Origin of the sequence: Paraburkholderia ultramafica (assembly GCF_902859915.1) — a bacterium.
In the GTDB taxonomy this organism is placed as follows: domain Bacteria; phylum Pseudomonadota; class Gammaproteobacteria; order Burkholderiales; family Burkholderiaceae; genus Paraburkholderia; species Paraburkholderia ultramafica.
In genome coordinates this window covers 193,713-206,993 of the sequence record NZ_CADIKK010000004.1, presented here as the reverse complement: position 1 = coordinate 206,993, position 13,281 = coordinate 193,713, and the positions used below count along the sequence as shown (strand labels likewise).

Sequence of the window (13,281 nt, the reverse complement as noted above, 5' to 3'; positions counted from 1 at the left end):
GTACGCTAGAAACGCGGTAGCTCGGGGTGGGGCAGCAAGCCTCCGCGCACGTGCATCTTGCCGTATTCGGCGCAGCGCGCTCGGGTGGGAATGCCCTTGTCGGGATTCAGCAGGCCGGGCGCGTCGAACGCTCGCTTGACCGCGTGGAACGTGTCGCGCTCTTCGGGTGAAAACTGCACGCACATTGAATTGATCTTCTCGATGCCGACGCCATGCTCGCCCGTCACCGTGCCGCCGAGTTCGACGCACGTTTCGAGGATGTCGCTGCCGAACGCCTCGGCACGGTGCCACTCGTCCTGGTCATTGCCGTTGAAGAGGATCAGCGGGTGCATGTTGCCGTCGCCGGCATGGAAGACGTTGATGCAGCGCAGGCCGTAGGTTTTTTCCATCGTCTCGATGCGCGCGAGCAGCGGACCGATACTGCGGCGCGGCACGGTGCCGTCCATGCAGTAGTAGTCCGGTGAAATGCGCCCGGCGGCCGGAAACGCATTCTTGCGGCCGGACCAGAAGCGCAGCCGTTCGGCCTCCGAGCGGGAAATCTGGATGCGTGTGGCGCCCTGTTCGCGCAGCACCGCAGTCATGCGCACGATTTCGTCGGCGACTTCTTCGGGCGTGCCGTCCGATTCGCACAGCAGGATCGCCGCCGCGTCGAGGTCGTAGCCCGCGTTGACGAATTCCTCGACCGCGCGCGTGGCGGGTTTGTCCATCATCTCCAGGCCCGCCGGAATGATGCCCGCGGCGATGATGCCGGCGACCGCTTCGCCGCCTTTCACGACGTCGTCGAAACTGGCCATGATGACCTGCGCCGTTTGCGGCTTCGGGATCAGCTTGACGGTGACTTCGGTGACGATGGCGAACATGCCTTCGCTGCCGATCAGCACCGCGAGCAGATCGAGGCCGGGCGCGTCCGGCGCGAGCGAGCCGAATTCGACGACCTCGCCTTCCATCGTCACGGCGCGAACGCGCAGCACGTTGTGCACGGTGAGGCCGTACTTGAGGCAATGCACGCCGCCGGAATTCTCGGAGACGTTGCCGCCGATCGTGCAGGCAATCTGCGACGACGGGTCCGGCGCGTAGTACAGGCCATACGGCGCCGCCGCGTCGGAAATCGACAGGTTGCGCACGCCCGGTTGCACCGTGGCGGTTCGCGCATACGGGTCGACTTCGATGATCTTCCTGAAGCGCGCGAGCGACACCACCACGCCGTGACGGATCGGCATCGCGCCGCCGGATAGGCCGGTGCCCGCGCCGCGCGGCACGATCGGCACATTGAGACGATGACAGATCTGCACGATGCGTTGCACCTGCGATTCCGTCTCCGGCAGCGCGACCGCGAGCGGCAGACGCCGGTAGGCTGCGAGGCCGTCGCATTCATAGGCGACGGTGTCTTCCTCGCGATACAACAGACAGTGGGTCGGCAACACCGCCATCAGCGCCTGCACGACTTCGCGCTGGCGCTGGGCGAGTACTTCAGCCGTCAGTTCAGCAGGTGCGTTCATGTGACTTGTCTCCTCGTGCTTTTCGCCCATGCTCTTGTTTCGAAGCCGGCGCGGCTGCCGTTGCAACGCGGCCGCGCCGGACAACGCCTTAAGTCGCCCAAGCGAAAATCTTGCCCGGGTTCATCAGATTGCGCGGATCGAGTGCGTGCTTGATCGAGCGCATCGTATCGACGGCGACGTCGCCGTGTTCTTCGAGCAGGAAGCCGATCTTGTGCAGGCCGACGCCATGCTCGCCGGTGCAGGTGCCGTCCATGCGCAGCGCGCGTTGCACGATGCGATGGTTCAGACGCTCGGCTTCGACGAGTTCTTCCGGCTTGTCCGGGTCGATGAGGATCGCAACGTGGAAGTTGCCGTCGCCGACGTGGCCGACAATCGGGCAGGGCAGCGGCGACGCTTGCAGATCCTGCTCCGTTTCCACCACGCATTCGGCGAGGCGCGAGATCGGCACGCAGACGTCGGTCGTGACGGCGCGGCTGCCGGGCTTCAGTTGCAGCATCGCGAAGTAAGCGTTGTGACGCGCGTTCCACAAACGGCTGCGGTCTTCCGGGCGGGTTGCCCATTCGAAGTCTTCGCCGGCATTCTGCGCGGCGATCTGCTGGACCAGTTCGGCCTGCTCTTTCACACCGGCCTCGGTGCCGTGGAATTCGAAGAACAGCGTGGGCGCTTCGCGCAGCGTCAGATTCGAATGGCGGTTGATCGAGCGGATCGCGAGCGAGTCGACGAATTCGACGCGCGCGATCGGCACGCCGATCTGGATCGTTTCGATGACCGCGCGCACCGCATCGCCCATCGACGGGAATGCGCATACCGCGGCGGATACCGCTTCCGGTTGCGGGTAAAGGCGTACGGTGATTTCGGTGATCACGCCGAGCGTGCCTTCCGAGCCGACGAACAGACGCGTCAAGTCATAACCCGCCGACGACTTGCGTGCCCGTGTGCCGGTTTTGATGACGCGGCCGTCGGCCAGAACGACAGTCAAGCCGAGCACGTTCTCGCGCATCGTGCCGTAGCGCACGGCGTTGGTGCCCGACGCGCGCGTGGCCGACATGCCGCCGATGCTCGCGTCCGCGCCGGGGTCGATCGGGAAGAACAGCCCGGTGTCGCGCAGCGCTTCGTTCAGCTGTTTGCGCGAGATGCCGGGCTCGACGGTGACGGTGAGGTCTTCGGCGTTGATCGACAGCACCCGGTTCATTTCCGACAGATCGATCGACACGCCGCCTTGCACGGCCAGCAGATGTCCTTCGAGCGACGAACCGTTGCCGTACGGAATGATCGGCACGTCGTACTGGCCGCAGAGTTTGACGATGGTTTGCACATCTTCGGTCGTGCGCGCGAACACGACGGCGTCGGGCAGTTGGGGATCGAACGGCGATTCGTCGCGGCCATGGTGGGCGCGTACGGCTTCGGCAACCGAGGCGCGCTCGCCGAATGCGGCTTTGAGCGCGTCGAGCAGTTCGGCGGGAAACGGCCGGCGCAGCGGCGCCGGCGGCACGGGATGGTTCACGCATGTCTCCTGTGTCGACCAGAGTTGGCGCTTTAGCGCCTACTCTGGTCCCATACAAATGGTTGTTAAAGTTGGCGCTTTAGCGCCTACTCTGGTCCCATACAAATGGTTGTTAAAGTTGGCGCTTTAGCGCCTACTCTGGTCCCATACAAATGGTTGCTAGAGTTGGCGCTTTAGCGCCTACTCTGGTCCATATAAATGGTTGCTAGAGTTGGCGCTTTAGCGCCTACTCTGGTCCCATGCAAGCTGGTGGCCAATATTTTAGGCAGGGCTGGTTTGCAGCATGTGTTTCATTTTACGCCGATCGCCCGTGGGCCGGCGCCAGGCCGGCTACCGCTCCTATAATGGCGGCGACTTCACGATGCGCGCAATATGGATAAACGCGGTGGCCAACCGGCGGCCATTTTGCGTTGTTCCACGCCGTGTTGCGTGGCTGCATCGTCACTGCATGCAAGGGAAACATGATGGGCTACCGCTTGAGCAAGATCGCCACCCGTACGGGTGACGACGGCACCACCGGCCTCGGCGACGGCCGTCGCGTGCGCAAGGACAGCGCGCGCATTGCCGCGATCGGCGACGTCGACGAACTCAACTCGAACCTCGGCGTGCTGTTGTGCGAAACGCTGCCAGACGAGGTGCGCGCCGCGCTGGTCGCGATCCAGCATGACCTGTTCGATCTTGGCGGTGAGCTCTGCATTCCCGGCCACACGCTGATTACCGACCGGCATCTCGCCCAGCTCGACGACTGGCTCGCCGATTACAACGCGGCATTGCCGCCGCTGAAGGAATTCATTCTGCCGGCCGGCTCGCGCTCGGCGGCGCTCGCGCACGTGTGCCGCACGGTCTGCCGCCGTGCCGAACGGGCGATCGTTGCGTTGGGAGAACATGAGCCGGTCAACGCGGCGCCGCGTCAATACGTGAACCGGCTATCCGACCTGCTGTTCGTGCTCGCGCGCGTGCTCAATCGCGCTGACGGTGGCACCGACGTGCTGTGGCAGCGCGATCGCAACGCCGGCTAGAACGCGAAGCGGATCGCGCGCGCCAGCGCCATGCTTGCCATACGCGCCAACATGGCCGCGCGCGTTAGCCGACGGCCAGCGTGACCGGCTTGCCGATCCGGCTCATCATTTCGACCAGTGTGTCGATGGTGAACTTGGTGGTTTTCTTGTTGACCACGTCGGACACGCGCGGGCGCGACACCATCAGAATTTCGGCGGCCTCGGTCTGCTTCAGGTGGTGTTGTTCGATCCAGCTGGAGAGTTCGGTCATCAGCTGCTCCTTGAGCAGCCGCGTGTCGTTGATCTGCTTTTGCGATGCGGCGTGCAGGCGCTTCGCCTCGTCGGCGGAAAAGCCCAGTTCGAGGAACAGATTTGCCCCGGGCTTTGTCACGTGACGAATTTTGGTGTCGATCGTCATTTGTTAAGTTTTCCTATCATTAATGATGGCGCGGTATCGCGTCTCGGCAATCTTTCTGTCGTGTGGCCCCAGCTTTTGCGTTTTCTTCTGGAAGCAATGCAGCACATACAGCGCTTCAACATATTTGGTCACATACATCACGCGAAAAGTGCCGTCAGCGTCTCTGATGCGAATCTCGCGCGTTCCAGCGCCAATCGAGTCAAACGGTTTCCAGTCGTCAGGGTCGAGTCCTGCCTGGATCTTGCCGAGCTGAAACCCTGCGCAACGACGTGGTTCTTCGGGAAAGGCGAGTAAATCGCGATAGCTGGACCCCAACCAGCGAATTTCTTTTTCCTGCTCCATAGACGCCTTCCATGTACAAAATCTTATACGTAACGTTCCACCCGGTCAAGTCGTACGCGACCTGGCGATGAGCTGTTACGGTACAGAGACGGCTCATGAAGCACCATTCGTCCGTTCGGCTAACAAAAAGCCCGACTCGACGAGCCGGGCTTTCCACGAACCTGCCAGAGCAGTCGAGGCAGCGTTCTAGTTGCCGCTGCCGCGCGCGACGCGGCGTTGCTTGACGGCTTCGGCGAGGCCTTCCAGCACGGCGACGCTTTCGTCCCAGCCGATACATGCGTCGGTGATGCTCTGGCCGTAGGTCAGCGTGCAGCCTTCCTGCAGATCCTGGCGGCCCGCCACCAGGTGCGATTCCACCATCACGCCGACAATCCGTTCGTCGCCCGAAGCAATCTGGCGGCCGATGTCCGCGCACACCGGAATCTGGTTTTCGTGCTTCTTCGAGCTGTTCGCGTGGCTCGCGTCGATCATCAGACGCGCCGCGAGACCGGCCTTGCCGATATCCGCGCAGGCGGCGTTGACGCTGTCCGCGTCGTAGTTCGGCGTCTTGCCGCCACGCAGGATGATGTGGCAGTCCTCATTGCCGGCGGTCGACACAATCGCCGAGTGACCGCCCTTGGTGACCGACAGGAAATGGTGCGGCTGCGAGGCGGCCTTGATCGCATCGACGGCGATCTTGACGTTGCCGTCCGTGCCGTTCTTGAAGCCGACCGGGCACGACAGCCCCGAAGCGAGTTCGCGGTGCACCTGCGACTCGGTGGTGCGCGCGCCGATCGCGCCCCACGAGATCAGGTCGGCGATGTATTGCGGGCTGATCATGTCGAGGTATTCGGTGCCGGCTGGCAGGCCGAGTTCGTTGATGCGCAATAGCAGCTCGCGCGCGGTGCGCAGGCCTTCGTTGATCTTGAAGCTGTTGTCCATGTGCGGATCGTTGATGAGACCCTTCCAGCCCACCGTCGTGCGCGGCTTTTCGAAGTACACGCGCATCACGATTTCGAGCTCGCCGGCGAAGCGCTTGCGCTGCTCGATCAGGCGTCCGGCGTATTCCATCGCCGCCTTCGTGTCGTGAATCGAGCACGGCCCGATGATGACGATCAGGCGGTCTTCCATGCCGTGCAGAATGCGATGCATCGCGGTGCGCGAGTTGTAGATCACATCGGACACCGTCTCGTCGCAGGCGAATTCGCGGATCAGGTGAGCGGGCGGCGTGAGTTCTTTCAATTCGCGAATGCGGACATCGTCGGTATTGTGCGGGGGCATGATGTTCTCCTGAATCGGTTCGTAGCGTGTTCGCGCGGGCAACGAAGGCTGTAATGAGGCAGCGATGCCAGAGCGGACGACAATCAAAAAGTTTTCAACGACAAAAGTTTCAAATGTGGTTTCAAAAGCGTGGGGCGAAAAAAAACCGCCAGGCTGGCTGGCGGTTTTTCGGGAATTCTTGGTGTCCTGCGTGCACTAACACCCCTCTCGATCCGCCAGCGGTCTGAGATACCAAAAAAAGTAAAAATAAAACTTGGCGGACATGGCGAAATGAGGTCGCTGGTCAAAAAGGGTGAGTGACTTTATAACCCGCACAGGCTCGGTTGACAAGCCACAGGGTGCAAAAATGCGGAAAATCCGCATACTTCGCGCGTTGCGCGCACGAAGTATGCGTTTTCTTCAAATTCAAGCAGTGCCGCCGACCGTCATCCGGTCGATCCGCAGCGTCGGCTGACCGACGCCCACCGGCACGCTCTGACCTTCCTTGCCGCACACGCCGACGCCCGAATCGAGCTTCATGTCGTTGCCGATCATGCTGACGTACTTGAGCGATTCCGGGCCGCTGCCGATCAGCGTCGCGCCCTTGACCGGGTACGTGATCTTGCCGTTTTCGATCATGTACGCCTCGGAGGCCGAGAACACGAACTTGCCGTTGGTGATGTCGACCTGGCCGCCGCCGAAGTTCACCGCATACAAGCCGTGCTTCACGGACGCGAGGATTTCCTGCGGATCCTTGTCGCCGTTGAGCATGTACGTGTTGGTCATGCGCGGCATCGGCAGCGCCGCGTACGACTCGCGGCGCGCGTTGCCGGTGACCGGCATCTTCATCAGACGGGCGTTCAGCGTGTCCTGGATGTAGCCCTTCAGGATGCCGTCCTCGATCAGCGTCGTGCACTGGGTCGGATTGCCTTCGTCGTCGATATTGAGCGAGCCGCGGCGGTTCGGCAGCGTGCCGTCGTCGACCACCGTCACGCCCTTGGCCGCAACCTGCTCGCCGATCCGGCCCGCGAAGGCCGACGAACCCTTGCGGTTGAAGTCGCCTTCGAGGCCGTGGCCGATCGCTTCGTGCAGCAGCACGCCGGGCCAGCCCGGTCCGAGCACGACGGTCATCGCGCCGGCCGGCGCCGGACGCGCGTCGAGGTTCACCAGCGCCGCATGCACGGCGTCGTCGACGTAGCGCGACAGCACTTCGTCGGTGAAGTAGCCGTAGTCGAAGCGCCCGCCGCCGCCGCCGCTGCCGATTTCGCGGCGGCCGTTCTGCTCGGCGATCACCGTGACCGAGACGCGCACCAGAGGCCGGATGTCGGCCGCGAAGCCGCCGTCGCTGCGCGCCACCAGCACCACGTCGTATTCGCCGGCGAGGCCCGCCATCACCTGCTGGATGCGCGGGTCGCGGCCGCGCGCCATCTGTTCGATACGCTCGAGCAGCTTGACCTTGGCGGTGGCGTCGAGCGAATGGAGCGGGTCGGACGGCAGGTACAGATCGCGCCCGGCAATGCCGGTCAGCGACGACGCCACCTTGATTTTCTGCTTGCCGCCGCCCGCCCTGGCGATCGCGCGGGTGGCGATGGCCGCCTGGCGGATCGCTTCGGGCGACAGGTCGTCCGAGTACGCGAAAGCGGTGCGGTCGCCCGACACGGCGCGCACGCCGACGCCCTGGTCGATGCTGAAGCTGCCCGACTTCACGATGCCTTCTTCCAGACTCCACGCTTCGCTGCGGGTTGCCTGGAAGTACAGGTCCGCGTAGTCGATGCGATGCGTGAAGATTTCGGCGAGCGTGCGAGTGAGCAGGGATTCGTCGAGACCGTAGGGCGTCAGGAGGATGTCCTTGGCGGCGGCGAGATTACGGATACCGGGTTCGATGATGTTCATGCGAAGTATGTTCTGCTCGATACGGAGGATTCGGTTAGCGCCCGAGTCACTCGATGAGTGAGGGGCGCCGCGGTTTCAATGTCGCGCGGTTGGCAAATGAGTCAGCTGAGCACACGATGACGCCAGGCGGGCAGACTCTGTCGCACTTCGTCGATGCGCGCACGCTCGAGATTGCCGGCAACCACGCCGGCGCCTTCATCGCGCACCGCGACGACTTCGCCCCACGGGTCGATCAGCATGCTGTGGCCCCAGGTGCGGCGGCCATTTTCATGTTTGCCGCCTTGCGCCGCGGCCAGCACGTAACACTGGTTTTCGACCGCCCGGGCGCGCAACAGCATTTCCCAATGCGCGCGGCCGGTGGTGTAAGTGAAGGCGGACGGCACCACGATCAGCGCGCAGTCGCCCATGCGCCGGTACAACTCCGGAAAGCGCAGATCGTAGCAGACCGACAGGCCGACGCGGCCGAACGGCGCCTCGAAGCTGCGGACCTCGTCGCCGGGGCGGATGGTGCGGGCCTCGTCGAACGACTCTTCGCCCTTCTCGAAGTTGAACAGGTGAATCTTGTCGTAGCGCGCGGCTTCGTGGCCCTGTGGGTCGAACACCAGCGTGGTGTTCAGCACGCGCGACGCCTCCGGCGCGGTGATCGGCAGCGTGCCGCCGATCACCCAGATCTGGTGGCGGCGGGCGGCATCGGCGAGAAAACGCTGGATCGGGCCGTCCTGATAGGGCTCGCGCACGGCCAGCTTGTCCGTGTCCTTGAAGCCCATGAAGCAGAAGTATTCGGGCAGCAGCACGAGTTGCGCGCCGTCGGCGGCGGCTTCGGCAATCAGGCGTTGCGCTTCGGCCAGATTGCGTTCGCGATCCGGCGTGCTCACCATCTGCAGCGCGGCGATCCGGAAGGTGCTTGCCATAGAACCGCTGGACGCCGCGGCGGATGGAGATGAAGAGACGTGTGTTTCGCTCATGAGCGTTTCGAAAAACTCCCGGCAAGGCGGCGGCGCGAACCGCTGGCGCCACTTACGTCGATAACGTCGTTCAGGGCAGGCTGGGGCCGCCGTCGCGGCACTGGGCTTGCCCGGCCGCACGCAGGGCCGGGTAAAAACTCAGTGCGCTTCCACGGTCGAAGCCGGAGCGTCCATCTTACCGCGATCGCCCGTGACCCGCTCGACGTGCGGTTTCGACCACGAACCGGTGATCGCATACTCGCGCGCGAACACGTGCGAAACCGACTGGCTGAGCGCCACATCGGCCACCAGCGCGCCCAGCCCGAACAGCGGATTGATGATCGCCGCGGCGATCACCCCGGCGCCCACGCTGAGGGTCGGCACGACATGGAGGCGCAGGTCCTGGGTCTTCTGCGTGAGGTCGACCGAGCCCGCCATGTCTGCGCGCGCCGGCGCGGTGACCATCTTGAAATCGTCCACGCGGGCGATGCCGTTGTGGATCTGCGCGGTGCCGGTGACGCTCGAGAACGGCAGACCTTCACCGATCACGTCGCGGAAATCCAGCGTGGCGATGCGCGCAAGGCTTTGCAGGCTGAGCACGCCCAGCAGCGTCGCGACACCCGGATCGACCTTGAGAATCTGGCCGTGATGCAGGTCGAGAGCCAGATTGCCATTGAGCGTCGGAAAGTCGATCGTGGTCGGGCCGCCGCGCCACACCATATTGCCCGATAGCAACCCGCTGCCACCTTTGAGCGTGCGCGGCTGGCCGAACCGTTCGATCAGCGCGCCGGCATCCTTGACGTCGAGCTTGAAATCAAACACCGTGCGGCGCGGCGTGGTTTCGTCGGCGGTACTGCCCAGTTCCGTCGAGGTGCGCCAGTTCGCGGTGGCGCTCAGCGAGGCGGCCGGATTCGTGATGTCGAGCTTGTCGAGCTGCCAGACCGGCACGCCGTCTTCCTCGAAGTTGTGCGCATCGACTTCGAGGCGGCCGATGTTGCGATCGCGCACGATCAGCTCGTTGACCACCAGATCGATCGACGGCATGTTTTGCGCGGGCGCCGACATCGCCGGGCTGAGCAGGTCCTTGTCCGCGACCGACGGAATCACGACGCGCGCAAAACGCGCCTGCAGTTCGCCAGGCGACTCCCGGGTGGCGCCCGGCAGCCACGAAACGTGACCGGACACCTGGTTCGACGCGATGTTCGCCTGCCATTTGCGGTCCGCCTGCGACGCGCCCACGACCACGCTGTCCCAGTGACGCTTGAGCAGCGTCAGCGTCTCGATGTGCAGCGCGAAGCGGTTCGGCAGGAATTGCGTGAAGGCCGGATTCGGCGCGGCCGGCGCCGTGGGCGCGCCCTGGCTGCGCAGCTGCGCGACGAGCGCGCGCCACGCGTCGGCGTCGAACGCCGGCAAGTCGACGGCGGCGACCACGCCTTCGGACGGCAGGTCGGCGGGCTTGTTCACGCCGATTGCGCCGCGCACGACCGTCGGCGCCGCTTTCGGCTGGTAGCGCAACAGATAGGCGGCGGCGATCGGGCCGAAGGTCAGGTCGGCGCGTTCCAGACCGGCTTCACCCGGCGTCGCGGACGGTCTGACGGCGAAGTGCAGCGGCATCGGCGCGCCGACCGGCTTGTTGAACGGCGCGGGGAAGTCGAGCGCGAGGCCGGTCAGATCGGAGTTCGCGGTCACTTCCGGCAAGCGTCCCCGCGCGCCGCGCACGTTCAGCGCATATGGCGCGCTGCCGCTCATATGCGTGAGCACCTGCGCGGACGGGCCATGCAGATCGAGGCCGCGCGCCGCCTCGACGGCGATATGGCCGCCAAGCGCGAGCGCATACGTGCCGTCCTGCCTCAGCCCGCCATTCGCATGCAGGTCGCCGCCGAGAAACTGCCCGGAGAGCCGGTCGACCTGGGCCGTCCGCTCGGTGAAACGCACCCTGCCGTTCAGTTGCGACAGTGGCGGCACGTGGGCGACGCTTAGGCGGTTGTTCTGGAAGCCGACCGCGCCTTCCACGCCGATATGCGGTTTCGGCGTGCGCGGCACCGTCAGCTTGAGCGCGAGCGACGCGGGCCCTTCGGCGCGAATCTTCTCGGTCTGGTGTCTGGCCATGATGCCGAGCGAGCTCTCGTTCACATAGTCGAGCATGTCGGCGAGCGGCCCGCGGCCGTTGCCCTGGATGACGAGGTTCGACGCCCTGGTGCCGAGATCGTCGATCTTGCCGTTGACGCCGAGCAGCGCGACCCGCTTGTAACGCGCGCGGTCGATATCGAAGCGCAGCACGTTCTGCTTGAGTTCGAACACGCCGTCGATGCCGTCGAGCGGCGGCCACACGTTCGGCGTGCCGTTCCTCATCTTGCGCGGCGGGAAGGGCGAAGGATCGAACTTTCCGCCCTTGAACGGCGCGACGATATGGAAGATCCCGGCGTCGGGATCGCGCGAGTAGGGGAATTTGGTCAGATCGCCGTGCACTTCGATCATCGCGCCGTGCGACATGCCGGCCTGCAGCCCATGACCCAGATAGATGCGCAGCTTTTCGCTGATGCTGGTCGGCAGATAGCGGACGATGCGCGTCACCTGCGCGCGCTGGAAGTCGGCTTTCAGGTCGAGCGAGCCGCGGCCGTGGCCGGGGTTGCTGTAGTTGGCGTTGGCGCTGGCCGCGACGTCCGCATTCGAGACCGCGAGCTCGGCTACCTTCACGGCGAAGGCCGGGCGATTCTCGCCCGGCGCCTTCGGCGTGATGGTCCAGTCGGCCCGGCCATGCAGACGATCGAGCTTCAAACGCGGATCGTCGAACACGCCCGGCAGCGTGATGGCCACATTGGACGTGTCGAGGAGCGCGGTGCCGTGGTTTTCGTCGGCATCGACGCTGCCCCACAGATTTTCGATGCCGGGTATGCCCGCGCGCGGGTGATTCCGTGGGGTGAGCCCCGGCGGCGGCTCCTGGGCGGCCACGCTGATGCCTTGCAGATCGCCCTTGAAGCGATAGCGCTCGATCGGCTCCGCGCCGCTCGAGCGACGGTCGCTGCCCGCTTCGCCGGATTCCGGTTTGCCGCGCTCGACCTCGATCACGTAGTTGGCCATCAGGCCGCGCGGATTGAAGCGCACGAGATTGTTCAGCAGACGCCGCGGCAACGGCAGCGCACGGCTGAATTCCGCGAGGATGCCCAGATCGACGCGATCGCCGCTGACACTGACGAGCTGCCCATGCTGCTGCGACGCCGTCCGGTAGCGGCTGTTCAGCGTCGTGAACGTGAGCGTGCGGGTGAGCGGCGTGCCGTCGTCGAGCGGCGGCTGGCCGAGCTCGGCGCGCAGGTCGGTCAGTTGTAGCCGGTAGTCGCCCTGCTGTTCGACGTCGAGGTGCCACGAGAAATGGGCGACCGGCAGCAGCAGCTTCGGCTGCGTCGGCCGCACCCGCAAGGCGACGTCCGTGCCGGTCAGTTGCCCGCTTGCCGTCCTCATGCGGCCCTCGGCGAAGTCGACCCAGATCGCGTTGTCGACGCGGCCGGCAAATGTCTCGATCGGGAAATTGATGTAGCGCGCGAGCGTCGGCAGATCGACCGGGCCCGTCGATATGTACACCTGACCGGTCCAGTTGATCGGCTTGCCGATCGCGGAGAGCGGCGCGTGTCTGAAATTCGTGCGGAAATCGATCGGGCCGTGCAGCACCTGGCCGTCGGCGGGCGCTTGCAGCGCAAGCCGGTGGTCGTAGCCGTCATTGAGAATCGCGATCCGGATGTCGCGCAGCGCGAGCTCCGGCGCATTGTGTGTCGCATCGCGCCAGCGCAGCACGCCGCCGCGCAACACGATCGCCTGCTGGCGCAATAGCCAGGTGGACAGCGTGTCGTTGCCGCTGTGGCGGGTCGGCACCGGCAGCCCCGCCACCGACAGCTCGCCGTCGTTATTGCGCGAGACCAGCACGTCGGGTTGATCGACGATCAGGCTGGAGAGCGCCGGATGAAACTGCCACAGCGATCGCCACGACACCGTGGCGGTGGCGTGCGGAATCGTCAGCGCGGCTTTGCCGTCGTGATCGCGGATGACCAGGTTCGTGACGTCGACGCCCGGCTGAAAGCCGCTCCAATGCGGCGCCAGCTTGCCGATGGTGAACTGCGTGCGCAGCTTTTCGGAGACGGCGGCCTCGATGCGCGGGCGGAATGAGTCGATGCGCGGCAGCACCACGTAGCGCAAGCCAAGGAACAGACCCGTCGCGATGAAGTAGAGGACGAGCGCGAGCGCGAGGACCACGCGCAAAGTCCGACGCAGCACGATGTGGTCGTTTCCGCTCACAGGCCCGACCTGCCCGGTTTCGTGCTGGTCGGCGGATTCGTTTCGCTCGGACATGCTGCGGCGGGTGGGCGTATGGTAGTTTTGCGAATTAACGACGAAATGTAACACACGGGATAGCGTCGGCGGACTTCCGGCAAACCCTGTCTGCATGCCGCCT

The 13,281-nt window shown here is 64.7% G+C and carries 9 protein-coding genes; 1 reads left to right on the top strand and 8 read right to left on the bottom strand.

All coding sequences use genetic code 11. The features are described 5' to 3' along the window. Positions 1 to 5: 5 nt before the first annotated feature. Both HV744_RS06200 and HV744_RS06195 read right to left on the bottom strand, forming a co-directional pair. The gene (locus tag HV744_RS06200) at positions 6 to 1,499 is read right to left on the bottom strand and encodes an FAD-linked oxidase C-terminal domain-containing protein (RefSeq protein ID WP_175148653.1); all 1,494 of its coding nucleotides are present in this window, start codon (positions 1,497 to 1,499) and stop codon (positions 6 to 8) included. Between the two features lie 88 nt (positions 1,500 to 1,587). Further along, positions 1,588 to 3,003: an FAD-linked oxidase C-terminal domain-containing protein gene (locus HV744_RS06195; protein ID WP_175148652.1), complete on the bottom strand. Its 1,416-nt coding sequence runs from the start codon at positions 3,001 to 3,003 to the stop codon at positions 1,588 to 1,590. 464 nt (positions 3,004 to 3,467) lie between these two features. Between HV744_RS06195 and HV744_RS06190 the strand changes: the two genes are divergently transcribed. Next, positions 3,468 to 4,022 carry a cob(I)yrinic acid a,c-diamide adenosyltransferase gene (locus tag HV744_RS06190; protein WP_175148733.1) on the top strand — a complete coding sequence of 185 codons (555 nt, stop codon included), beginning with the start codon at positions 3,468 to 3,470 and terminating at the stop codon, positions 4,020 to 4,022. Positions 4,023 to 4,086: 64 nt separating this feature from the next. On the opposite strand, the gene HV744_RS06185 is transcribed toward HV744_RS06190, so the two are convergent. From HV744_RS06185 to HV744_RS06160, 6 genes are all read right to left on the bottom strand, one after another. Then, complete coding sequence (locus HV744_RS06185) at positions 4,087 to 4,419, bottom strand: helix-turn-helix domain-containing protein (RefSeq protein ID WP_175148651.1); 333 nt, start codon at positions 4,417 to 4,419, stop codon at positions 4,087 to 4,089. 3 nt (positions 4,420 to 4,422) lie between these two features. Further along, positions 4,423 to 4,761, bottom strand: a complete 339-nt coding sequence (locus HV744_RS06180; protein WP_175148650.1) for a type II toxin-antitoxin system RelE/ParE family toxin — start codon at positions 4,759 to 4,761, stop codon at positions 4,423 to 4,425. Between the two features lie 186 nt (positions 4,762 to 4,947). Further along, positions 4,948 to 6,021: a 3-deoxy-7-phosphoheptulonate synthase AroG gene (gene aroG / locus HV744_RS06175; RefSeq protein ID WP_175148649.1), complete on the bottom strand. Its 1,074-nt coding sequence runs from the start codon at positions 6,019 to 6,021 to the stop codon at positions 4,948 to 4,950. A gap of 405 nt (positions 6,022 to 6,426) precedes the next feature. Further along, the gene (gene tldD / locus HV744_RS06170) at positions 6,427 to 7,893 is read right to left on the bottom strand and encodes a metalloprotease TldD (protein ID WP_175148648.1); all 1,467 of its coding nucleotides are present in this window, start codon (positions 7,891 to 7,893) and stop codon (positions 6,427 to 6,429) included. A 101-nt stretch (positions 7,894 to 7,994) separates the two neighbouring features. Next, a complete protein-coding gene (locus HV744_RS06165; RefSeq protein WP_425497678.1) occupies positions 7,995 to 8,858 on the bottom strand; it encodes a carbon-nitrogen hydrolase family protein in 864 nt (287 codons plus the stop codon). 138 nt (positions 8,859 to 8,996) lie between these two features. Next, positions 8,997 to 13,178, bottom strand: a complete 4,182-nt coding sequence (locus tag HV744_RS06160) for a YhdP family protein (RefSeq protein WP_175148646.1) — start codon at positions 13,176 to 13,178, stop codon at positions 8,997 to 8,999. Between the last annotated feature and the right edge of the window lie 103 nt (positions 13,179 to 13,281).